This is a genomic window from Rhodobacter flavimaris (assembly GCF_021378075.1).
Lineage (GTDB): Bacteria > Pseudomonadota > Alphaproteobacteria > Rhodobacterales > Rhodobacteraceae > Rhodobacter > Rhodobacter flavimaris.
Genome location: NZ_JAJUOS010000011.1, coordinates 54,801 through 76,814 on the forward strand (window position 1 = coordinate 54,801; position 22,014 = coordinate 76,814).

At 66.6% G+C, this 22,014-nt stretch carries 19 protein-coding genes; 3 read left to right on the forward strand and 16 right to left on the reverse strand.

Annotation, left to right across the window (positions count from 1 at the left end):
* The first annotated feature begins 78 nt into the window (after positions 1 to 78).
* Positions 79 to 1,473: an FAD-binding oxidoreductase gene (locus tag LZA78_RS13990; protein ID WP_233677539.1), complete on the forward strand. Its 1,395-nt coding sequence runs from the start codon at positions 79 to 81 to the stop codon at positions 1,471 to 1,473.
* Positions 1,470 to 1,859: an SgcJ/EcaC family oxidoreductase gene (locus LZA78_RS13995; RefSeq protein ID WP_233677540.1), complete on the forward strand. Its 390-nt coding sequence runs from the start codon at positions 1,470 to 1,472 to the stop codon at positions 1,857 to 1,859. Before LZA78_RS13990 ends, LZA78_RS13995 begins: the two co-directional genes overlap by 4 nt.
* Here the strand turns inward: LZA78_RS13995 and recN are convergent, their stop codons facing one another.
* The 13 genes from recN to LZA78_RS14060 form a co-directional block, all read right to left on the reverse strand.
* Positions 1,860 to 3,509 (reverse strand): DNA repair protein RecN, encoded by a 1,650-nt coding sequence (recN, locus tag LZA78_RS14000; protein ID WP_233677541.1) that lies wholly within the window; start codon positions 3,507 to 3,509, stop codon positions 1,860 to 1,862. It abuts the gene before it with no gap.
* A 26-nt stretch (positions 3,510 to 3,535) separates the two neighbouring features.
* The gene (locus LZA78_RS14005) at positions 3,536 to 4,381 is read right to left on the reverse strand and encodes an outer membrane protein assembly factor BamD (protein ID WP_255697493.1); all 846 of its coding nucleotides are present in this window, start codon (positions 4,379 to 4,381) and stop codon (positions 3,536 to 3,538) included.
* A 153-nt stretch (positions 4,382 to 4,534) separates the two neighbouring features.
* On the reverse strand, positions 4,535 to 5,452 hold the full coding sequence (gene lpxC, locus LZA78_RS14010) for a UDP-3-O-acyl-N-acetylglucosamine deacetylase (protein ID WP_233677542.1): 918 nt from the start codon (positions 5,450 to 5,452) through the stop codon (positions 4,535 to 4,537).
* A 236-nt stretch (positions 5,453 to 5,688) separates the two neighbouring features.
* A complete protein-coding gene (gene ftsZ / locus LZA78_RS14015) occupies positions 5,689 to 7,281 on the reverse strand; it encodes a cell division protein FtsZ (RefSeq protein WP_233677543.1) in 1,593 nt (530 codons plus the stop codon).
* Positions 7,282 to 7,491: 210 nt separating this feature from the next.
* On the reverse strand, positions 7,492 to 8,826 hold the full coding sequence (ftsA, locus tag LZA78_RS14020) for a cell division protein FtsA (protein ID WP_233677544.1): 1,335 nt from the start codon (positions 8,824 to 8,826) through the stop codon (positions 7,492 to 7,494).
* Positions 8,823 to 9,755 (reverse strand): cell division protein FtsQ/DivIB, encoded by a 933-nt coding sequence (locus LZA78_RS14025; protein ID WP_233677545.1) that lies wholly within the window; start codon positions 9,753 to 9,755, stop codon positions 8,823 to 8,825. The genes ftsA and LZA78_RS14025 overlap by 4 nt, the downstream gene beginning before the upstream one ends.
* On the reverse strand, positions 9,743 to 10,666 hold the full coding sequence (locus LZA78_RS14030; RefSeq protein ID WP_233677546.1) for a D-alanine--D-alanine ligase: 924 nt from the start codon (positions 10,664 to 10,666) through the stop codon (positions 9,743 to 9,745). The genes LZA78_RS14025 and LZA78_RS14030 overlap by 13 nt, the downstream gene beginning before the upstream one ends.
* Before the next feature lie 63 nt (positions 10,667 to 10,729).
* Positions 10,730 to 11,650: a UDP-N-acetylmuramate dehydrogenase gene (gene murB / locus LZA78_RS14035; protein ID WP_438811083.1), complete on the reverse strand. Its 921-nt coding sequence runs from the start codon at positions 11,648 to 11,650 to the stop codon at positions 10,730 to 10,732.
* Between the two features lie 47 nt (positions 11,651 to 11,697).
* The gene (locus LZA78_RS14040; protein WP_233677547.1) at positions 11,698 to 11,952 is read right to left on the reverse strand and encodes a DUF2484 family protein; all 255 of its coding nucleotides are present in this window, start codon (positions 11,950 to 11,952) and stop codon (positions 11,698 to 11,700) included.
* Positions 11,949 to 13,136: an APC family permease gene (locus LZA78_RS14045; RefSeq protein ID WP_233677548.1), complete on the reverse strand. Its 1,188-nt coding sequence runs from the start codon at positions 13,134 to 13,136 to the stop codon at positions 11,949 to 11,951. Before LZA78_RS14045 ends, LZA78_RS14040 begins: the two co-directional genes overlap by 4 nt.
* 1 nt (position 13,137) lies before the next feature.
* Positions 13,138 to 14,562, reverse strand: coding sequence for a UDP-N-acetylmuramate--L-alanine ligase (gene murC / locus LZA78_RS14050; protein WP_233677549.1), 1,425 nt, complete (start codon positions 14,560 to 14,562; stop codon positions 13,138 to 13,140).
* Positions 14,559 to 15,662 (reverse strand): UDP-N-acetylglucosamine--N-acetylmuramyl-(pentapeptide) pyrophosphoryl-undecaprenol N-acetylglucosamine transferase, encoded by a 1,104-nt coding sequence (locus LZA78_RS14055; protein ID WP_233677550.1) that lies wholly within the window; start codon positions 15,660 to 15,662, stop codon positions 14,559 to 14,561. The genes murC and LZA78_RS14055 overlap by 4 nt, the downstream gene beginning before the upstream one ends.
* Before the next feature lie 9 nt (positions 15,663 to 15,671).
* Entirely contained in the window at positions 15,672 to 16,838 is a 1,167-nt protein-coding gene (locus LZA78_RS14060; protein WP_233677551.1) for a peptidoglycan glycosyltransferase FtsW, read from the reverse strand.
* A 225-nt stretch (positions 16,839 to 17,063) separates the two neighbouring features.
* On the opposite strand from LZA78_RS14060, the gene LZA78_RS14065 reads away from it, so the two are divergent.
* On the forward strand, positions 17,064 to 17,993 hold the full coding sequence (locus tag LZA78_RS14065; RefSeq protein WP_233677552.1) for an L-lactate dehydrogenase: 930 nt from the start codon (positions 17,064 to 17,066) through the stop codon (positions 17,991 to 17,993).
* A gap of 7 nt (positions 17,994 to 18,000) precedes the next feature.
* Here the strand turns inward: LZA78_RS14065 and murD are convergent, their stop codons facing one another.
* From murD to LZA78_RS14080, 3 genes are all read right to left on the reverse strand, one after another.
* Positions 18,001 to 19,401 carry a UDP-N-acetylmuramoyl-L-alanine--D-glutamate ligase gene (gene murD / locus LZA78_RS14070; RefSeq protein ID WP_233677553.1) on the reverse strand — a complete coding sequence of 467 codons (1,401 nt, stop codon included), beginning with the start codon at positions 19,399 to 19,401 and terminating at the stop codon, positions 18,001 to 18,003.
* Positions 19,402 to 19,480: 79 nt separating this feature from the next.
* Complete coding sequence (gene mraY, locus LZA78_RS14075; protein WP_233677554.1) at positions 19,481 to 20,563, reverse strand: phospho-N-acetylmuramoyl-pentapeptide-transferase; 1,083 nt, start codon at positions 20,561 to 20,563, stop codon at positions 19,481 to 19,483.
* Entirely contained in the window at positions 20,563 to 22,014 is a 1,452-nt protein-coding gene (locus tag LZA78_RS14080; RefSeq protein ID WP_233677555.1) for a UDP-N-acetylmuramoyl-tripeptide--D-alanyl-D-alanine ligase, read from the reverse strand. Before LZA78_RS14080 ends, mraY begins: the two co-directional genes overlap by 1 nt.

Consider the following 22,014-nt stretch of genomic DNA (forward strand, 5'->3'; position numbering starts at 1 on the left):
CATTGCGGCATTGCAAATCGTGCCCCCTTCCCACCGGAGGCGCAACTGCCTAAGAGTCGGGCAACACAGGAGAAGCCGATGCCGCTCGACGCCGCGATTGCCGAAATCGAAACCCTGCTCGGAACCCGTCTCAGCCTTACCCAGGCCGAGCGCGACCTGCACAGCCGGTCCGAGACCTATTTCGGCCCCACCCTGCCCGATGCAGTGGCCTGGCCCGAAACCTCCGAGGAGGTCAGCGCCATCGTCAAGATCTGCGCGAAATACGGCGTGCCGATCGTGGCCTGGGGCGCGGGCACCTCGCTTGAAGGGCACGCGCTGACGACCCATGGCGGTATCTGCCTCAACATGAGCCGGATGAACCGGGTGATTGAAGTCAGCGCTGAGGACATGCTTGCGGTCGTGCAACCGGGCCTTACGCGCGAGGAGTTGAACACCGAGTTGCGCGCGACCGGCCTGTTCTTCTCGGTCGATCCGGGGGCGAATGCCTCGCTTGGCGGCATGGCGGGCACGCGGGCGTCGGGCACGACGACGGTGCGCTATGGCTCGATGCGCGACAATGTCGCGGCGCTTGAAGTCGTGCTGGCGGACGGTCGGATCATCTGCACCGGCTCGCGCGCGGCGAAATCGGCAGCGGGCTACGATCTGACCGCGCTGATGCTGGGGTCGGAAGGCACGCTTGGCATCATCACCGAACTGACCCTGCGCCTGCATGGCCAGCCCGAGGCGATCTCGTCGGCCGTCTGCGCCTTCGACACGCTGGAGGCGGCGGTCGAGACCGTGCAGATGACGATCCAGATGGGCATCCCGATGGCCCGGATCGAATTCGTGGACGAAGAGATCGCCCGCGTCTTCAACAAGATGAACGGCACCACGATGCCCGAAAAGCCGCATCTGCTGATCGAGTTCCACGGCTCGAACGATGGCGTGGCCGAGGACAGCAAGCGTTTCGGCGAGGTCGTGGCCGAGATGGGCGGCGCCGATTTCCAATGGGCAACTTCGAGCGAGGATCGCAACCGCCTGTGGAAGATGCGCCACGGCGCTTATACCGCTTGCCTCGCCTCGCGTCCCGGCTGCATGGGGCTGGTGACGGATGTCTGCGTGCCGATCTCGCGCCTGGCCGAGGCCGTGGCCGCCGCGCGCGCCGATATCGAGGCCGAGGGCCTGATCGGCCCGATCCTGGGCCATGTCGGCGACGGCAATTTCCACGCAATCGTCCTGCTCGACCGCGAAAATGCGGACGAGTTGGCCCGTGCCAAGCGCGTCGCGAAGAAGCTGGCCGAGCGTTCACTGGCCATGGGCGGCACGATCACCGGCGAACATGGCGTCGGCCTTGGCAAGCGCGGCCTGATGACCGCCGAGCATGGTGAGGGCTGGCAAGTGATGGGCGCGATCAAGGCCGCGCTTGATCCGCAGAACATCCTCAATCCGGGCAAGGTTGTGCCCGATCTGCCGCTGCCGGAGAGCGCGAAATGAGCCTAGCCACCCCCGCCGATCTTCCGCGCTTTTTCGCCGCCGCATGGGGGGCGCGCGACGCCCGCGCCATTGCCGCGCTGTTTGCTGAGGATGCCGATTTCCTCAGCTTGACCGGCGGCACCGCCGAGGGCCGCCGCCAGATCGCCGAGCTTCTGGCCAGCGAGCTTGCCGGAGCCTTTTCCCGCGCGCGGCTTGTTACCGGCAAGACCAAGATGCGCACTGTAGGCTCCGATGCCGTCGTGCTGATCCAGCGCTTTGTGCTGACCGGGATCGTGCATGAGGACGGCTCGGACGCGGGCCGGATCGGCGCGATCCTTTGCGCGACATTGGGGATTTCACCCGAAGGCTGGCAGGTTGTCGCCGCCCAGTTCGTGCCCGAGGGCTGATCAGCCCGCCAGCAAGGCCTCGGCCGCGGCGCGGGCGGCGTCGGTCACCTCGGCGCCCGCGATCATGCGCGCGATCTCGTCGCGGCGCTGATCGGCGGCCAGCGCGACCACTTCCGAAGTCGTCATTCCGTCCGAGACCGATTTCTGCACGCGAAAATGGTGATTGCCCCGCGCCGCAACCTGCGGCGAGTGGGTGACGACCAGCACCTGCGCGGTTTCCGACAACCGCGCCAGACGCCGCCCGACCGCATCGGCGGTCGCCCCACCCACGCCCCGGTCAATCTCGTCGAAGATCAGCGTCACGGCATCGGCGCCCCGCGCCAGCACGACCTTGAGCGCGAGCAGGAAGCGCGAAAGCTCACCCCCCGAGGCGATCTTGTTCAGCGGCCCGGCGGGCGCGCCGGGGTTGGTCGCGACGGTAAAGGCCACCGCGTCGCAGCCCTCGGGGCCCGCCTCACCCGGTGCGATCTGAGTTTCGAACACGGCGCGTTCGAGCTTGAGCGGTGCAAGCTCCGCCGCCATCGCAGCATCAAGCCGCCCGGCAACGGCCCCGCGCGCCTCGGACAGCCGCGCGGCGGCCTGCGCATAGGCCTTTTCGGCCACGGCCATGTCGGCCTCAAGCCGCGCGATATCGCCCTCGCCCGCATCCAAGGCGGTAAGGCGGGCGCGCAGATCCTCGGCGAAACCGCCCAGATCGTCGGGCAGCACGCCATGCTTGCGCGCCAAAGCGCGGATCGCGAACAGGCGCTCCTCGCAGGCTTCCAGCGCGCGCGGGTCGAATGACAGCGCATCCAGCGCTGTCTCGACGCCCTGCGCGGCCTCGCCCAACTCGATCAAGGCCCGATCAAGCGCCCCGAGCGGCGCATCGAGCCGCCCCTCGGCCCGGTCCGCCGCGCCCTGCAACCAGCGATCGGCATCGCGCATCGCGCCCTCGGCGCCCTCGGGGCCAAGCGCCTGCAAGGCTCGCGCCACGTCCTGGCGGATCTTCTCGGCGCCCTGCATTAGGCGGCGTTGAGCATCCAGCGTGGCCTCTTCGCCCGGTTGCGGATCGAGCGTGTCCAGCTCACCAACGGCATGGCGCAGGAACTCTTCTTCACCCTTGATCGCGGCCAGGGCCGTCTGCGCAGCGGCCAGCTTGCGCGAGGTCGCGCCGCGTGCCGCCCATGCGGCGCGCACGGCCCCCAACAGATCGTCATGGCCTGCAAAAGCATCCAGCAAGGCACGGTGGCCGCGCGCATTCAAAAGCCCGCCGTCATCCTGCTGACCATGCAACTCGACCAAGGTCGCCGAGACCGCCCGTAGCACCTCGCCCGAGGCGCGCCGATCATTGATCCAGGCGGTCTTGCGCCCGTCGGCGGCATTGACGCGCCGGAGGATCAATTCGTCACCCGCCGGGATACCAGCCTCTTCCAGAACCTGTCGAGCGGGATGCGCCTGCGGCAGATCGAACACCGCCGTCACCTCGCCCTGGTCGGCGCCCTTGCGCACCAGCTCGGCCCGCCCACGCCAACCCAGCACGAATCCAAGAGCATCCAGCAGGATAGACTTGCCCGCCCCGGTTTCACCGGTCAGCACGTTGAGGCCGGAGCGGAAGTCCAGCTCCAGCCGCTCGATGATTAGCATGTCCCGAATGTCGAGCGTGCGCAGCATAGCAACCCCTCAGGCCACCAGCGGCGTCAGAGCCATTCGCCCTTGATCACCTGCCGATAGATCGACGCCAGCCAGCTGTCGCCCTTGGCCTTGGGCGCAAGCCCCTGCTTCTTGAGTAACGCGTAGGCGTCCCCATAGAAGGGCGACGACTGGAAGTTATGCCCAAGAATCGCCGCCGCCGTCTGCGCTTCGTCCGTCAGACCAAGCGCAAGATAAGCTTCGGTCAGACGCATCAGCGCCTCGGGTGTGTGAGTCGTCGTCTGGAACTGCTCGACCACCACGCGGAAGCGGTTGATCGCTGCGGTGTAGTGCCGCTGCTTGAGGTAGTAGCGCCCGATCTCCATCTCTTTCGCGGCGAGATGGTCGAACGCGAGGTCGAACTTGAGGATGGCCGAGCGCGCATAGTCGCTCTCGGGATATTGCTCGATCACGTCGCGCAGGGCTTGCAGCGCCTGGAAGGTCAGGCCCTGATCGCGGCCGACCTCGTCGATCTGGTCGTAATAAGACAGCGCCAGCAGGTATTTCGCATAGGCCGCGTCTTCGTCGCCCGGATAGGTGTCGATGAAACGCTGCGCCGAAGCCCGCGCGGATTCGTAATCCTTGGACTTGTGCTGCGCATAGGCTTCCATGATCAGCGCGCGCTTGGCCCATTCGGAATAGGGGTAAAGCCGCTCGACCTCGGAGAAATAGTAAAGCGCCGTATCGGGCCGACGGGGGTTACCCACCTCAAGCTCGTATTCGCCGCGCTTGTAGATTTCCTCGGCGGTGAAGGTTTCGAGCGGAGGCTTGCCGCCATCGCCCGAACAGGCTGCAAGAGCCATCACCAGCATTAGACTTCCGACCCGAAGTGCCGCAGTTCCGCCGCGCGTCATGCCCTGCCCTATCCGTTTCGCCCGAAGCCGTCCCGCCCGGTGCATCGTCCGATCCGCCCCCTCAAAGAGGCGACTGCTTCGCCCGTCCTAGCACAGAAAAATTCCGGGCGCAAAACGCCTTTCGTACCCTTGGGCGAACTGCGGCGATCCGTTTCAGCAGGCGGCAAGCGCGGGGCGGCACACGCCAGCGCCGGGCAGACCATAGGCCTGCTGCTGGCTGCATTCTTCCCAGCACCACGCCTGCGGTTCGGCGAAAAGCGCGCGCAGCAGGCGGTTGGTCATCGCGTGGCCCGCGCGAACGCCGGTGTAGCGCCCAAGAATCGGCGCCCCCGCCAGCGACAGATCGCCAAGCGCGTCGAGCATCTTGTGGCGCACCGCCTCGTCCGAGTGGCGCAGGCCGCCGGGGCTGAGCACCTTGTCGCCATCGACGACGACGGCGTTTTCATAGGTGCCGCCGAGGGCCAGGCCATGTGCGCGCATGTAATCCACATCCGCCTGGCGGCAGAAGGTGCGGCTGTCCATCAACTCGCGCACGAAGGCGCCATTGGCCATGTTCAGGCGCTTGGCCTGCTTGCCAATTGCGGCATCGGCGAAGTCGATGGCAAAGTCGATCTCCAGCGCCGAGGCGGGCTCCAGCCGCGCAACGGCCTCGCCCTCGCGGACTTCGACCGGCTTCAACACGCGGATGGCGCGCAGATTGCCGCCAAGATTGCGCAGGCCGACTTTGCGAATAGCCTCAACGAAAGGCGCGGAGGAACCATCGAGAATCGGAACCTCGTGGCCGTCGATCTCGATCAGCGCACTGTGAACACCGACGCCGGTCAGCGCGGCCATGACATGCTCGATCGTCGAGACCGACACGCCATCTTCATTCTCGATCAGGGTGCAAAGCTTGGAAGGGGTGACGCGATCCCAGAGCGCCGCGATGCGCGGGTTGGCGCCAGCAACATCGGTGCGGCGAAAGACAATCCCGTGTCCGGCGGGCGCAGGGCGCAGGACCATCCGCACGGGCGCACCGGAGTGCAGGCCCACGCCGTCGAAGGTCACCGAGGAACCGAGTGTCGTCTGCACGATCTTGCCCTTTCGTTACACGTTGTTCCCGGAACGGAACGTATTTGTTTCCGCCAGACCCGAGTCCGCAGCATCAGTTAAGAAACCCTGACGCGCATCACAATTCACTCTTTGCAACAAACTGAAACAAATGAATGCAGCTGCGGCAAATCCCCGCCGAGCGAGGCATAACCACCTGTTTTCACGACAAAAAAGGCCGGGGCACCCCAGCCTTTTTCAGAAAGTTTGTGAAGCGATTAATTCGCCTGACGACGCAGAAAGGCCGGAATCTCGATCCGATCCTGCTCACCGTCGCCTTCGTCCTCATAGGTGGCCTGCTGCGGCTGAGCGGCCTGACGCTGCGGCACCTCCTGTCCCGGCTGTGCGGCATGGCCGGTCATCCGGTTGATCAGCGAGTTGATACCGAAGCGCGGCTTCTCGGCCTGCGGCTGGGGCTGCGGCGCGGCCGGACGACTGGCCGACATCGTCGGGCGCTGCGCGGCCTGCTGCTGCGGCACCTTGTTCACGGCAGCCTGGAGGCGCGCCATCGCCTCGGGCGAGGGCGTTCCGGGTGCGCGCGGACGCGGCGCCACGAAGGCGGCGGCATCTTCCTCGACATGCAGATCGCGCGGCGCGGCCGGACGCGGCTGGTAGGCCGGGGGCGGCAGGTGGTCGGCGGCTTCGGGCTGCTGCGGCGCGGGGGCCGCGTCGAACAGGTTGCGCTCGACCGGCTGCGGCGCCGGGGCTGCGGGCTGCGCGGCGACGACCGGCTGCGGGGCGGGCTGCGGCGCCGGAGCGGCGGCAACGGGCTTCACTTCCGGTTCAGCCGGCTTCAGCGGCTCGGCCAGTGAGCGGCGCGGCACCGGGATCTCGGCGGTGACCGGCGCGGCGTCGATACCCGTCGCCACGACCGAAACGCGCATCGCGCCTTCCATCTCGGGGTCCAGCGTCGAGCCGACGATGATATTTGCCTCCGGGTCCACCTCTTCGCGGATCCGGTTCGCGGCCTCGTCCAGCTCGAACAGTGTCAGATCGTAGCCGCCGGTGATGTTGATCAGCACACCCTTCGCACCCTTGAGCGAGATCTCGTCGAGCAGCGGGTTGGCGATTGCCTTTTCGGCGGCCTGCACGGCACGCTCGTCGCCCGAGGCTTCACCGGTGCCCATCATGGCCTTGCCCATCTCGTCCATCACCGCACGCACGTCGGCGAAGTCGAGGTTGATCAGGCCCGGACGAACCATCAGGTCGGTAACACCCTTAACGCCCTGGTAAAGGACGTCATCAGCCATGGCGAAAGCCTCGGTGAAGGTCGTGCGCTCGTTCGCCAGGCGGAACAGGTTCTGGTTCGGGATGATGATCAGCGTATCGACGACTTTTTGCAGCGCCTCGATACCGGCCTCGGCCTGACGCATCCGCTTGGTGCCTTCGAACTGGAAGGGCTTGGTCACGACGCCAACGGTCAGCACGCCCAGCTCACGCGCGGCCTGCGCGATGATCGGCGCCGCGCCGGTTCCGGTGCCGCCGCCCATACCGGCGGTGATGAAGCACATATGCGCGCCGGCCAGATGATCGACGATCTGCTCGATGGATTCCTCGGCGGCGGCCGCGCCCACGCTCGGGCGCGCGCCGGCACCCAGACCCTCGGTGACCTTCACGCCCATCTGGACGCGGGCCGAAGAGCGCGATTGTTGCAGCGCTTGCGCATCGGTATTGGCCACGACGAACTCGACCCCTTCAAGGGCCTTCTCGATCATGTTGTTGACTGCGTTGCCCCCGGCGCCGCCGACGCCGAAAACGGTGATCCGCGGCTTCAGCTCTTCGTGATCCGCCATCATCAAATTCAAGGTCATGGATTTCCGCCTGTTTTTATGTGATGAGCCGCGCCGCCGCGGCCAATTGCCCCCAAAATTAGACCGATTTTACCTTCGAATCCGGGGAACGTCACTTAAAAAACACGCTGTCTCCACAAAATGTGGAGAGTGCCTTGCCGCTGTCAGCGGTATTTCGCGCATACGTCAGGATCTGGTGGAAGCGAATCGGGCAGGCCCCTGCCCTAGCTTTCACCAGTTCTCGCGGAACCAGCGGAACGCACGGCGCAGCGAACGCGCGCCAAGCCGTTCGGCCGGAGTTTCAAAGTCCCACCACTCGTCCTGCGGATGGGCCGCAAACAGCGCCAAACCGACCACCGAGGAAAAGCTTGACCCCGTCGCCGCCTGCGGTAGCCCCTGCACGCGCAGCGGCCGCCCGAGGCGCACGTTATGGCCCAGAATGCGCGCCGCGAGCCCGTCGAGGCCGGGGATCTGGCTGGCGCCGCCCGTCAGCACGATCTGCTGCGAGGGCAGATGATCAAAGCCCGCTGCATCCAGCAGCGCGCGCACGTCCTCAAGGATCTCTTCGACGCGCGGGCGCATGATGCCGATCAGCTCGGCACGGCTGACCTGACGGCGGTCTTTTTCCCAATCACCCGAGCTGCCCGACAGCTCGATCATCTCGCGGTCATCCATCCCGGTCGCAACCACGCCGCCGTGGAAGGTCTTGATACGCTCGGCCACCGCCATGGGCACTTGCAGCCCCGCCGCGATATCGCGCGTCACGTTATCGCCGCCAAGGCGCACCGCATCGGCAAAAATCATGTGCTTTTTCATGTAGATCGACACGCCGGTCGCGCCGCCACCCATGTCGATACAGGCCGAACCCAGTTCCAGCTCATCCTCGACCAGCGATGACAGCCCCGACACATAGGCCGAGCTTGCCACCCCGGCGAGTTCCAGATCGCAGCGACGGATGCAGTAAATCAGGTTCTGAATGACCGATTCATCGACGGTCAGCAGGTGCATGTCCACCGCCAGGCGCTGACCGACATGGCCGCGCGGATCGCCCAGACCCGAGCGATGATCCAGCGCGAAGTTTACCGGATGGGCGTGCAGCACCTCGCGCCCCTGCCCGATCGGCGGCAGATCGCACGAGGCCAGCACCCGCGCCACGTCCTGCTCATCGACCTGACCGCCCAGAACCTCGACATCGCCCGCCAACCCGTAAGAACGCGGCTGCGCCCCGGCAAAGCAGGCAATGACGTGATCGACGCGCGTATTGGCCATCTTCTGCGCGGCTTGCACGGCGGTGCGGATCGCGCGCTCGGTCTCGGCCATCGCGTCAATCTCGCCAAAACGCACACCGCGCGAGCGGGTCGTGGCGGCACCGATCACCCGGAAGCCCGACTGCCCGGCCAGCGAGCCGATCCCCTCGGCGTCGCGCAGCGTATCCGCCCCATCGAAGCGCAACACAAGGCAAGCGATCTTCGACGTCCCGATATCCAGAAGCGCCACAACGCCGCGCTGCATCGCAGCCTTGCGCATGTTCCGCATCGCACGTTGGGACTGGTAAAGATCGGTCATGGCGTTGCCTTCACTTGGATCGTCTGCCCGGCCAGCGTCTTGAACGTGTCCATCGCGGTTGCGCTAAGGCGCAGGGTCGGGCGTTCGCGGTTGCGCAGGTCGAGCTGGGTGAAATCGCGGGCCAGTAGATCCTCGGCCGCGTCGAGCGCGAGCAGGCGCTCGACCGCGCGGGCGGGCTCGGTCTCGGGCAGAAGGATGCGCTGGTCGTGGTCGAGCACCAGATCCCACCGACGCTCGCCCATCCGCACCAGGCCACGGGTGCGCGGCAGGATCGGCTGCGCGGACTCGAGGATCTCAAGCGCCTCGGGCACGGCGGCATCGGCGCCCTCTCCCGCGATCAGCGGCAGGTCGGAACGCGCCGCGCGGTCAAGCAGCGTCGCGACGCGGTGGCCGGTCTCGTCCAGCATCTCGATGCCGGTGACGGTGCGCCACAGGATCGCGGGCTCGCGCTCGGTCACGCGCACCTCAAGCAACCCGCCCGAGCGCACCACGATCGACACATCGCGCACCGCGTCGAGCTTGGCGATGGTGTCGCGGTAATTGTCCAGATCGATGGCGAAGGACGAGGCGGGCAGTTGCACGGGCAGCATCGCGCGGATCGCGGTATCGACCTCGGGCGAGGCGCCCTCGATCTTCATCAGCGAGACCATGAATTCCGGGCGGTTCTGCACCGCCGTCTTGATGTCCTGATAATCCTGCATCAACTCGGCGCGGCGGCCTTCATCACCAAGCCAGATGCCAAGCCCGAGCGTCACCGCGAAGACCGGAACGCCGATCCGGGTGAAGGCGCGCACGAAGGGGGTCAGCCACAGACGCTCGAGCCGGTAGGCCAGACGCGACGGCGCGGGATCGCGGCGCATGGCGCGGGGGGCGGCGGCGCGCGACTGATCGCGGTGCAGATAGCGGGGTTCGGCGCTCAGCGGTCGCATGAGGCATCCTCCACCAGCCAGGCGCAGAGATCGGCGAAAGACAGCCCTTCGGCGGCCGCCTGCTCGGGCGAGAGCGAGGTCGGCGTCATGCCCGGCTGGGTGTTGGTTTCCAGCAGCACCAGCCCCGCAAGGCCGCGCGTGTCGTCCCAACGGAAATCGGTGCGGCTGAGGCCCCGGCAGCCAAGCGCCTTGTGCGCGCGCAGCGCATAGTCGCGGCAGGCCTCGGTGATTTCGGCAGGGATATCGGCCGGGCAGACGTGACGCGAGCCGCCGACATTGTATTTGGCGGCGTAGTCATACCAGCCGGTGGTGACGATCTCTGTCACGCAAAGCGCGCGGTCGCCCATCACTGAGCAGGTCATCTCGCGCCCCGGCGCATAGGTTTCGACCATCACAACATCTGGCATGGTGTCAGCCAGTTGCGGCGGGCTGTTCGCGCCATCGGTGACCAGATAGACGCCGACCGACGATCCTTCATTGTTCGGCTTGACCACATAGGGAACCGGCAGAACGTGGCGCGCCATCACCTCGGATTTCGCGGCCAGAACGCTTTCGACGACAGGCAGGCCTGCCGCGCGATAGACATCCTTCGAGCGGCTCTTGTCCATCGCGATGGCCGAGGCCATCACGCCCGAATGCGTGTAGGGAATGCGCAGCCACTCAAGCAGGCCCTGAACGCAGCCATCCTCGCCCCAGCGACCATGCAAGGCATTGAAAACACAGTCCGGTTTCACATCGGCCAGGCGCGCGGGCAGATCCGCCCCCGCGTCGATCTCGATCACATCGAAACCCGCCACCCGCAGCGCCTCGGCACATTCACGCCCCGAGGAGAGCGACACTTCCCGCTCTGCGGAAAGACCACCCTTCAAAACCGCCACACGGTGGGTTGCCCTGCTCGACACACCCGCCAATTTCGCCTCTCCCGGGGTTGTCCCCGTGGAATGTTGTTCGTTGTCAGTCGCGCGCCGGGCCGATCAATATTCGCCCACGCGCATGATTTCCCACTCTAGCGAAATTCCCTGGGTCTGCAAAACCTTTTTGCGGACCTCTTCGCCAAGGGACTCAAGATCTTGTGCCGTGGCGCCGCCCGCATTGATCATGAAATTCGAGTGCATCTCGCTCATCTGCGCACCGCCGATCCGGGCGCCGCGCATGCCGGCATTGTCGATCACTTTCCAGGCCTTGAGATCGTGCACATCGTCGGCCCGCCCGGTCGAGGACGCGCCCGAGGGGTTGCGGAAGGTCGAACCGGCCGAGCGTTCCTTGGTCGGCTGGCTGGCATCGCGCTTGGCAAGCTGATCCTCCATCCGCGCGGCAAGCGCATCGGGAGCGCCTTGCGCGGCACGGAAGGTCGCCGAGACCAGAACCGCGCCCTCGGGCAAGACGCTTGAGCGATAGGCAAAGCGCAGATCCTTGGCCGTCAGCGTGAGGCGCTGGCCGGTGCGCAGAATAACGTCTGCGCTGACCAGACAATCGGCGACATAGGACCCGTAGCAGCCCGCATTCATCCGCACCGCACCGCCGATCGAGCCGGGAATGGTGCGCAGGAAGGTCAGATCAAGCCCCGCCTCGGCGGCCTTGCGCGCGACATGGGCATCCAGCGCGGCGGCCCCGGCGGTGACGGTATCGCCCGACACCTCAATCGCGTTGAAGCCTCGCCCCAGCCGGATGACAACCGCCCGGATACCGCCATCGCGCACGATCAGGTTGGACCCGACGCCCATCGGGAACACCGGAACCTCTGCCGGAAGGGCTGCCAGGAAGGCCGCCAGATCCTCGGCATCCGCAGGCTGGAAAAACCAGTCCGCCGGGCCACCGACCCGAAGCCATGTCAGATCGGCAAGCGAACGGTTCGGCGTCAGGGTGCCGCGCGGGGTATAGGCCATGTTTTCCATGGCCCCGCTCTACCCCGCCACGGGGCTGCTCGACAAGGGGCGTGGCGCTATTCCGAATGCGCCCCGCGCTCGGATCGCAGCGAACGCAACAGGTATTTCACCGGCCAGCGCAGGACAGACAAGCCGCCCGCCAGCACAAGGATGCCCCAGACCGGCCCGTTCTCATAGGTGACCCAACCCAACACCGGCACGCCCGTGGCGATCAGCACCCAGGCAGCCGGCCAGTGCCAGCGGTTCGGACCAACCGCGATCAGGGTGGCGATCAGCGCCCAGACACAGGCGGCGGTCAGCGAATGGGTCATGCGACACCCCCAAGTGCGGCGAACAATGCGGCCGCTGAGGCCGCCGCGCCGAACAGCGGCACGATCATCGGAACGCGGAACGACGCCTCGGCGCTGCGGCGCTTGAGGAAGACAAGCGACAGGTTCACAAGGATGAAGACGCCAAGCAGCACCATCGAGGTCGCCTGCGCCAGCGCCGACACCGGCAGCATCAGCGCCGAGGCCAGCATCAGCGCGCCCGCCAGCACCGTCGCCAGAACCGGCGTGCCAAAACGCGGATGCGCCTTGTTGAAGATCGCAAGCCCCGGTGCGCGCCGACCAAGCCCGAACAGAACCCGCGCCGCCATGACGATCTGCGCCAGAACCCCGTTTAGCGCCGCCGCCACCGCGATCGCCGCGAGCAGCTGCGCCGAGTTGCCCGCGCTCTCCCAAACCAGCGCCAGCGGACGCTCGGACCCCGCAAGGGTCTCGACCGGCACTGCACGCACAGCGGCGAAACTGACCAGCAGATACAGCGCCGTGGTAATCGCCAGCGCGGCGAGGATTGAGCGCGGCAGGGTGCGGTTCGGGTCGCGCACCTCCTCGGCCATGTTGACCATGTCCTCAAAGCCGATGAAGGCGAAAAAGGCCAGCGCGGCGGCCCCCGCCACGCCCGACCAGTTCACCGGCGGCAGCGCGGCCATCTCTGGGACGGCGGGCGCCGAAAACCCGGCCCAGATCACCAGCGCAAGGCCCACAACCTCGATCAGCGTCAGGATGGCGGCAAAGGCGAGGGTCTCGAGCACCCCGACAACCGCCAGGGCGCTCAGTGCCGCGCCAAGGCCGAGGATGATCAGTGCTGGCTCCAGCGGCACAAGCAGCGCCAGGTAACCCGCCCCGCCCCGCAGGACGGCGGCGGCGGAAATGACGCCTGCGAGCACGATGGCCAGCCCCACCAGAACGGCCAGTGCATGGCTGCTCAGGCCTTCCTCGACATAGGCGACCTCGCCAGCCGCTTCGGGCAGACGCACCGAGAGTTCGGCGTAAGACAGCGCCGAGGGCGCGGCCACGATCCCCGCGATCAGGAAGGCCAGCGGCGCCCAAATCCCGGCCTGCGCCGCGACGGCGCCGACCAGAACATAGATCCCTGCGCCGACCATGACGCCCACCCCATAGGCGGTCATCAGGCCGGGGCCGAGACGCCGCTTGAGGGCAGGCGCGGCCATGTCAACTCGTCCCTAACCGGGCGGGCAGGCCATTCGCCCAGGTGGAGATCGTCCCTGCCCCGAGACAGACGACGATGTCGCCCGGGCGGGTCTGTTCTTTCACCAGCCGCGACAGGTCTTCCTCGGACAGGATCGCGCGGGCGTGGCGGTGACCGTGGCGGATCAGGCCCGCCACCAGATCGTCGCGCGAGGCGCCGGGGATGGGTTCTTCGCCCGCGGCATAGACCTCGGCAATGGCGACAACGTCGGCCTCGTTGAAACAGGCGCAGAAATCGTCAAACAGGTTGTGCAGACGCGAATAGCGGTGCGGCTGGTGCACCGCGATCACGCGCGCATCGGGCGTGCCCGAAACGGCCTGACGCGCGGCGCGCAAAACGGCGGCGATCTCGACCGGGTGGTGGCCGTAATCGTCGATGATGGTGACGCCGCCCAGAACCTCGCCCACCTTGGTAAAGCGCCGGTTCACGCCGCCGAAATTGGCCAGCGCCTCGCGGATCTCTTCCTTTTTCATGCCCAGATGGCGCGCGACAGCCACCGCCGCCAGCGCGTTCGAGACGTTGTGGTCCCCCGGCATAGGCAGGGTGCAGCCTTCGATTTTCGAACCTTCGCCCTCACCCTGAAGCAGGATGTCGAAATGCGCTATGCCCTTCTGGAAGGTCAGGTTGACCGCGCGGACATCGGCCTGCGCGTTGAAGCCGAAGGTCACCACGCGGCGGTCATTGACCTTGCCGACCAGCGCCTGCACCTCGGGGTGGTCGGTGCAGCACACAGCCAGACCGTAGAACGGGATGTTCGATACGAAATCGTAAAAGCCCTTGCGCAGGTTCTCGATGGTGCCCCAGTGCTCCATATGCTCGGGGTCGATATTGGTCACGATGGCGATGGTCGCGGGCAGGCGGTTGAACGAGCCGTCGCTTTCATCCGCCTCAACCACCATCCACTCACCCGCACCGGCACGTGCGTTCGAGCCATAGGCATGGATGATCCCCCCGTTGATCACGGTCGGATCGAAGCCGCCCTTGTCGAGCAGCGTCGCCACCATCGTCGTGGTGGTCGTCTTGCCATGCGTGCCGGCCACAGCGATGTTCGAGCGCAGGCGCATCAGCTCGGCCAGCATCTCGGCGCGGCGCACCACGGGCAGACCGCGTCGGCGGGCCTCTTCCAGTTCGGGGTTACCCGGCTTGATCGCCGAGGAGATCACGACGACGGCTGCCTCACCGATATTCTCGGCGCGCTGGCCTTCGAAAAAGGTCGCGCCAAGCTCGACCAGGCGATCGGTGATCTTCGAGGCCTTGGCGTCCGAGCCCTGAACGCGGAAGCCCTGCGTCATCAGCACTTCGGCGATGCCAGACATGCCGATGCCGCCGATGCCCACGAAATGGATCGGCCCGAGTTCCCCGGGAAGCTTGGTGGCGGCAGCACTCATGACGGATTTCCTGCAAGATGTTCGACAATTTCAACCAGCCGCCCGGTGGCATCGGGAATACCGTAGCGCAAGGCGGCGTGGGCCATTTGCACCGCCCCCTTGGGATTGTCCAGAACAAGGGTGATCTGTTCGGCCAGCGCGGCGGCCTCCAGCTTGCTTTCCGGGATCATGATCGCGGCGCCTGCCTCGACCAGCCCGCGGGCATTGGCGGTCTGATGGTCGCCGGTTGCGGCGGCGAAGGGGATCAGGATCGAGGGGCGCCCGATGACCGAGATATCGGCGACCGACGAGGCCCCTGAGCGCGAGATCACCAGCTGGCATTCCGACAGGCGGCGCGGCACATCGTTGAAGAAGGGCTGCACCTCGGCGTCGATACCGGCCTCGGCATAGGCGGCCACTACGCGCTCCATATCCTCATCGCGGGCCTGATGGGCGACGCGCAGACGGGCCCGCAGGGCCTCGGGCATGCTGGCCAGCGCGGCGGGCACTACATCCGACAGGATGCGCGCGCCCTGCGAGCCGCCGATCACCAGCACCGACATCGGGTAATCGCCCGGCGGGATGTAGGGGGCACCCGCGCGCTCCAGCACCGAGGCGCGCACCGGGTTGCCGGTGTGAAGGCCCTCGACCCCGGCGGGCAGATCGGTCGGCCAGGTGCCGCAAGCGAAGGCGCGCACCTTCTTGGCGAAGACCTTGTTCACGCGCCCCATGACGCCGTTTTGTTCATGAATGGCCGATGGGATGCGCAGCAGTTGCGCCGCCGACAGAGCCGGGATCGTCGGGTATCCGCCAAAGCCCACAACGACGCTCGGCCGGTCGCGCAGCCCCGCCTTGACGGCGGCGGCAACCCCGCCCGCGATGCGGAACGGCACGCCCAGCTTGGCCAACGCCCCGCCTCGCGCGAAGGTCGCCGAGGCGACCTGCTCGATCTGCACTACATGCGGGAAGCCCCCCGCATAGCGCGCGCCCCGTGCATCGGTGGACAGCTTGACCCGCCAGCCCTTACGCACCATCGCCTCGGCCAGTGCCTGCGCGGGGAACATATGCCCGCCCGTGCCGCCGGCGGCGATCAGGAGAAGCTTGGAGTTGCGGCTGGTCATGACGACCTCTCAGTGTTTGCGGCGGGCCAGAATGTCGGAGATCTCGCCCTGCGGGCGGCTCCGCGTCAGCGCAAGCAGCATCCCCACCGCGATCCCCGAGGCAATCACCGACGAGCCGCCGTAGCTGACGAAGGGCAGCGTCATCCCCTTGGCGGGCAGCAGACGCACGGCAACGCCCATGTTGATCAGCGCCTGCACACCGAAGGCACACGCCAGCCCTGCCCCGGCAAGGCGGGTGAAGGGGTCGCGTTCTTTCATTAAGCGCAGGAGCGAGCGCACCACCACCGTCGCGTAAAGCGCGATGATGCAGAGTACCAGAACCAGGCCGTATTCCTCGGCGGCAACCGCGATGATGAAGTCGGTATGCGCATCGGGCAGCGACCATTTCACCGTGCCCTCGCCCACGCCCACGCCGAAGAAGCCACCTTCTTGAATTGCGTTGGTCGCATAGCCGATCTGGGTGCGCGGGTCGATCTCGGTTGAGAGAAAGCCGTTGATCCGGCGCGCGAAATGCTCGGAGGTGTTATAGGCCAGCACGCCACCCGCAGCGGTCAGCCCACCGATGGCGGTCAGAAGCACGATGGGCGCGCCGCCCACGAAATACATCACCATCCAGGAAAACAGGATCAGCGAGGCCTGTCCGAAGTCGGGTTGCAGCGCGAGCGCGATCACGATGATCGCGGTAAGGATGAACGAGTAGAACCGCCCCGGAGGTCCGCCCACCTCATGCGCTGCCGCCATGAACCATGCGGCGATCACAACGAAAGCGGGCTTGAGAAACTCGGACGGCTGCACCGAGGCGAACCCGAACGAGAACCAGCGCACCGCGCCTTTTCCGAAATCCGTCCCGAAGACCGGCAGCAGCAGGATCGCCATGAAGGCCCCAGCAAAGCCGATCACGCCTAGGCGGCGCACTTGCGTCGGGCTCATCATCGAGACCAGCCCCGCAACGCCAAGCGCCACGATACCGAAGAAGGCTTGGCGCTTGACGTAGTAGAAGGGCTCAAGCCCGTTCTTGTCCGCCAGCGGCACCGAGGCCGCCAGCCCCAGAAGCATCCCGATGCCGAAAAGCACCAGAATGGCCGAGAGCGACCACTTGTCGATCGTCCGCCACCACCGGGGAAGAACAGGCTCACCGGCCCGAACGGGCACGGTGCCAAACACCATCTCTGTCATGGCTTTACCGCCGTCGCTGCCTCTGAACTGCCCGTTTTCCGGGTCTGCGTGGAAGCTTAGCCCAAAGTGCTGCCGCTGCATAGGGGAACATGGGCCGAACGGCAGGGTTTCGCCCGCAGGCATTGGGTCACTCGCGCGAAGGTGAAGTGTCTGTCCGAGCGTTTGGAGATGAGGGTTTTCGGCCCTTTATCCGCATGGCATGGTAGCGCAAACGGGAGGGGTGCGATGAAGGTCGGGATCGTCGGAACGGGCATGGTCGGGTCGGCCGCGGGCTATGCGCTGGCGCTGCGCGGCGGCGCGAGCGAGATCGTGCTGGTCGATCACAACAAGAAGCTGGCCATCGCTCAGGCCGAGGACATCGCCCATGCGGTGCCCTTCGCCCATGCCTGCGTCGTCCGCGCGGGCGGCTACGAAGAGCTTGAGGGCGCGGGCGTGGTGATTCTGGCGGCGGGCGTCGCGCAGAAACCCGGAGAAAGCCGCCTGAGCCTACTGTCGCGCAATGCCGAGGTGTTCTCCGAGGTCATCGCGCAGGTCCGTCGCGATGCCCCCGATGCGATCCTGCTGATCGCCTCAAACCCGGTCGACATCATGACCGAGGTCGCGCTACGCGCATCGGGCCTGCCGCGCGAACGCGTCATCGGCTCGGGCACGATCCTAGACACCGCGCGCTTTCGCAGCCTTCTGGGCACGCATCTGGGCATCGCGCCGCAATCCGTCCACGCCTATGTGCTTGGCGAACATGGAGATTCCGAGGTTCTGGCCTGGTCAGCGGCCCGCGCGGGGTCAGAGCCCATCGCGCGCTTTGCGGTGCAGGTCGGCGCGCCGATCACCGGCGAGATCCGTGCGCAGATCGACGCGAGCGTGCGCCGCGCGGCCTATCGGATCATCGAGGGCAAGGGCGCGACCTGGTATGGTATCGGCGCGGGGCTTGCGCGCATCGTGCAGGCGATCCGCGACGATCAGCGCACGGTCCTGTCGGTCTCGATCGTCACGCCCGAGGTCGAGGGGGTGGCCGACGTGGCCCTCAGCCTGCCGCGCATCGTGGGGCGCGCGGGTATCCTGACCACGCTGATGCCGGAACTGACCGAAAGCGAGGCCGCCGCGCTACGTGCCTCGGCCGAGTTGCTCAAGGAAACCGGCGCGGGCCTGCAGTAGAGCTGCCTCAGCCCGGCAGCGCCTGCACGAGCTGCGTGAAATGCTCGCCGCGTTTCTCGAAATTCGGGTATTGGTCAAAGCTGGCTGCGGCGGGGGCCAAGAGCACGGTATCGCCGCCCTCGGCCTCTTCGGCGGCGCGGGCAACGGCGCGCTCCATCGTCTCGCAGATCTCATGCGGGATTTCGCCCAGTTCCAGTGCGAAATCGCGGCCCGAATGGCCGATGAAATAGGCTTTCTTCACCGAACCGAGGAAGGCGCGCAGGCTGGCCACCCCGCCCTCTTTCCCAAGCCCGCCCGCGATCCAGCGGATGTTCTGGAAGGCCTGCAACGCCTTCGCGGCGCTATCGACATTGGTGGCCTTGGAGTCGTTCACAAACCGCACCCCGGCCTTTTCGGCGATCGTCTGCGAGCGGTGCGGCAGCCCGCCGAAGCTGTGGAAGGCCTCTTCGATCTGGCGCGGCGCAAGGCCGAGCGAGCGGCAGGCCGCATAGGCCGCGCAGGCATTCTGGTGATTATGCGCACCGGGCAGCCCGCGCACCTCGCGCAGGTCGATCGAGGCCACCTGCCGCCCCTTGCGCCACTCGCTAAGGAACCCCTTGCGGGCAAAGACCGACCAGCCGAAATCGCCCAGTCTGCGCGCCGCCGAGACGCGGATCACCCGGTCATCCTCGCGCGCGACGGCGATCTGGTTGGCGAGGAAGACGCCCTCTGGCTCATCCACGCCGATGATGGCGCGGTCCGGCCCACCCTCGGCGAACAGACGCCGCTTGGCCGCGAAATAGCCCCCCATTCCGCCGTGGCGGTCAAGATGGTCGGGCGAGAGATTGGTGAAGACCGCGATGTCGGGCGTCAGCGCCCGGGCCAGATCGGTCTGATAGCTCGAGAGTTCGAGCACCACGACCTCGCCATCCTCGGCGGGGTCGATGTCGAGCACGCCCCGCCCGATATTGCCCGCCATCTGCGTCGGGCGACCGGCCTGGGCGAGGATGTGGTGGATCAGCGCCGTCGTCGTCGATTTGCCGTTCGAGCCGGTCACGCAGACCGTGCGCGGAGCGATGTCAAAATTGTCCCAGTCGCGCGTGGCCCAGGAGCGGAAGAAAAGGCCGATATCGTTATCGACCGGAACCCCCTCGGCCATGGCACGGGCGATCAGCTTGTTGGGCGCGGGGTAAAGATGGGGGATACCGGGCGAGACGATCAGCGCAGAGACGCCTTCCCAAGCATCGGCGCGGTTCAGGTCATGGCAGGTCCATCCGGCAGCCTCGGCGCGGGCGCGCGATTCCGGGCTGTCATCCCACAAGAGCGGGGTTGCCCCACCGGCTTGCAGCGCGGCGGCCGTGGCAAGACCGGAGCGACCCAGCCCCAGAACGGCGACCTTGTGACCCTCGTAGCCCTGAACCGATATCATGATGCCCCCTGAACTGCGCGCGGGGGCGCTGCCCCCGCACCCCCGGGATATTTGAGCAAAGCCGAAAGGGGAAGGCCCCTCAGCGGATCTTGAGCGTGGCGAGGCCGATCAGCGCAAGGATGAGCGAGATGATCCAGAAGCGGATGACGATCTGCGGCTCGGCCCAGCCTTTCTTCTCGAAGTGGTGGTGGATCGGCGCCATCAGGAAGACGCGCTTGCCGGTGCGTTTGAAATAGGCGACCTGGATGATGACGCTCAGCGCCTCGACCACGAAGAGGCCGCCGACGATGGCGAGAACAAGCTCGTGCTTGGTGCAGACGGCGATGGCGCCAAGCGCGCCGCCAAGCGCGAGCGAGCCGGTGTCGCCCATGAAAACCGCAGCCGGGGGGGCGTTATACCACAGGAAACCCAGCCCCCCGCCGATGAGGGCGGCGGTGAAGACCAGAAGCTCACCCGTGCCGGGCACGAAATGGACGCCGAGATAGTTGGTGAAGTCAACGCGGCCGACGACATAGGCGATGGCGCCAAGGGTGCCCGCCGCGATCATCGCGGGCATAATCGCGAGGCCGTCGAGCCCATCGGTCAGGTTGACCGCGTTGGCGGCGCCCACGATGACGACCATGCCAAAGGGGATGAAGAAATAGCTCAGGTTGATCAGCACGTCTTTGAAGATCGGCAGCGCGAGGCGGTTCGACAGGTCCGCCGGGTGCAGCCACGAGGCCGCGACCGCCGCCACGGCAGCCAGAGCGAGGCCAAGCAGCATCCTGGTGCGCGAGCTGACGCCCTTGACGTTCTGCTTGGTCACCTTGGCGTAGTCATCGGCAAAACCGATCAGCGCATAGCCATATGTCACGCCAAGCGTGATCCAGATGTAGCCGTTATCCAGCCGCGCCCAGAGGAGCGTCGAGAAGAGCATCGCCGAGAGGATCAGAAGTCCGCCCATGGTGGGTGTTCCAGCCTTGGCGAAATGGGTCTGCGGCCCGTCCGAGCGGATCGGTTGCCCCTTGCCCTGCTTGCGGCGCAGGATGTCGATCAGCGGCCGGCCAAAGAGAAAGCCAAAAATCAGCGCGGTGAAGAACGCCGCCCCCGCGCGGAAGGTAATGTAGCGAAACAGGTTGAACACATCGCCCCCGTCCGACAGGTTGGCCAACCAATACAGCATTACTCTTTCCCTTTATGTGCTTCGGCGGCGCCGGGTTGACCCAGTTTCTTGAGCGCGTCAACCACCAGACTGACCTTCGAGCCCTTGGAGCCCTTCACAAGTACGACGTCACCCGCATCGACCAGATGCGCGGCCCGCGCGGCCAGGTCTTTGGCGGTCTCGTGCCACTCGCCACGTTTGGCGCGAGGCAGCGCCTCATAGAGCGCACGCATACGTGGACCGGCCAGATGCACCGTATCGACAGACCTCATCGCGGCCAGAGTCGCGATCTCGGCATGGAGGGCGGCCTCGTCCGGGCCGAGTTCGAGCATGTCGCCCAGCACCGCCACGCGGCGGCCACGTGCCACGCGCCCCACCCCGTCGCGCGGCTGCGCACCCGCCAGAACCTCAAGCCCCGCCGCCATCGACGCCGGGTTGGCGTTGAAGGCATCGTCGAAGAGGTCAAAGCTCTGCGTCTCATCCACGATATCCATATAAACGCGCTCGCGCGCGCCGCGCCCGGCGGGAGGCTCCCACAGGCCGATGTCGCAGGTCAGAACGGCCTGATCGGCACCGACCGCCTCGGCCAGCGCAATCACGCCAAGAGCGTTCGTTGCAAAATGCTTGCCCGGCGTCATCACTTTGAACAGCATCGGCTGGCCCGCCGCCTCGGCGCGCACGATGGTCGCATCGCCCGCAATCTGCGCCGAGATCAGGCGATAGTCTGAGCCCTCCTCGGGCCCGAAGGTGATGGTGCGCGCGGCGCGCGTCTCGGCGGCGACGCGCAGGATCGGCGTCACGCCAAGGCCGGTGGGGATCACCGCGACTCCGTCCGGCTCCAGCCCTTCGAAGATCGCGGCCTTTTCCCGCGCGATGCCCTCGACGCTGTCGAAGGCCTCCAGATGGGCGGGCGCGACCGTCGTGATCAGGGCCGCATGGGGGCGCGCCAGGCGCGCCAGCGGCGCGATCTCGCCGGGGTGGTTCATTCCGATCTCGATTACCGCGAAATCGGCATCCTGCGGCATCCGCGCAAGTGTGATCGGCACACCCCAATGGTTGTTGAAGCTTGCCTCAGCGGCGTGAACCTTACCCTGCGAGGTCAGAACCGCGCGCAGCATCTCTTTGGTCGAGGTCTTGCCGACCGAGCCAGTCACCGCCAGCACGCGCGCGCGCGTTCGGGCGCGGGCGGCGCGGCCCAGATCCTCAAGCGCGGCCAGCACGTCGGGAACGATCAGCAGCGGATCGGCCTCCGTGCAGCCCTCGGGGAGGCGCGAAACCAGTGCGGCGGCGGCGCCTTTCGCCAGCGCATCGGCAACGAAATCATGCCCGTCGCGCACGTCCTTGAGCGCCACGAACAGATCGCCCGGCCGGATCGAGCGCGTGTCGATCGAGATCCCGGTGGCTGCGAAGGCGCGCGTGGCGCGCCCTCCGGTGGCTTGGGCCGCGTCGGCAGAGGTCCACAATACAGCCAT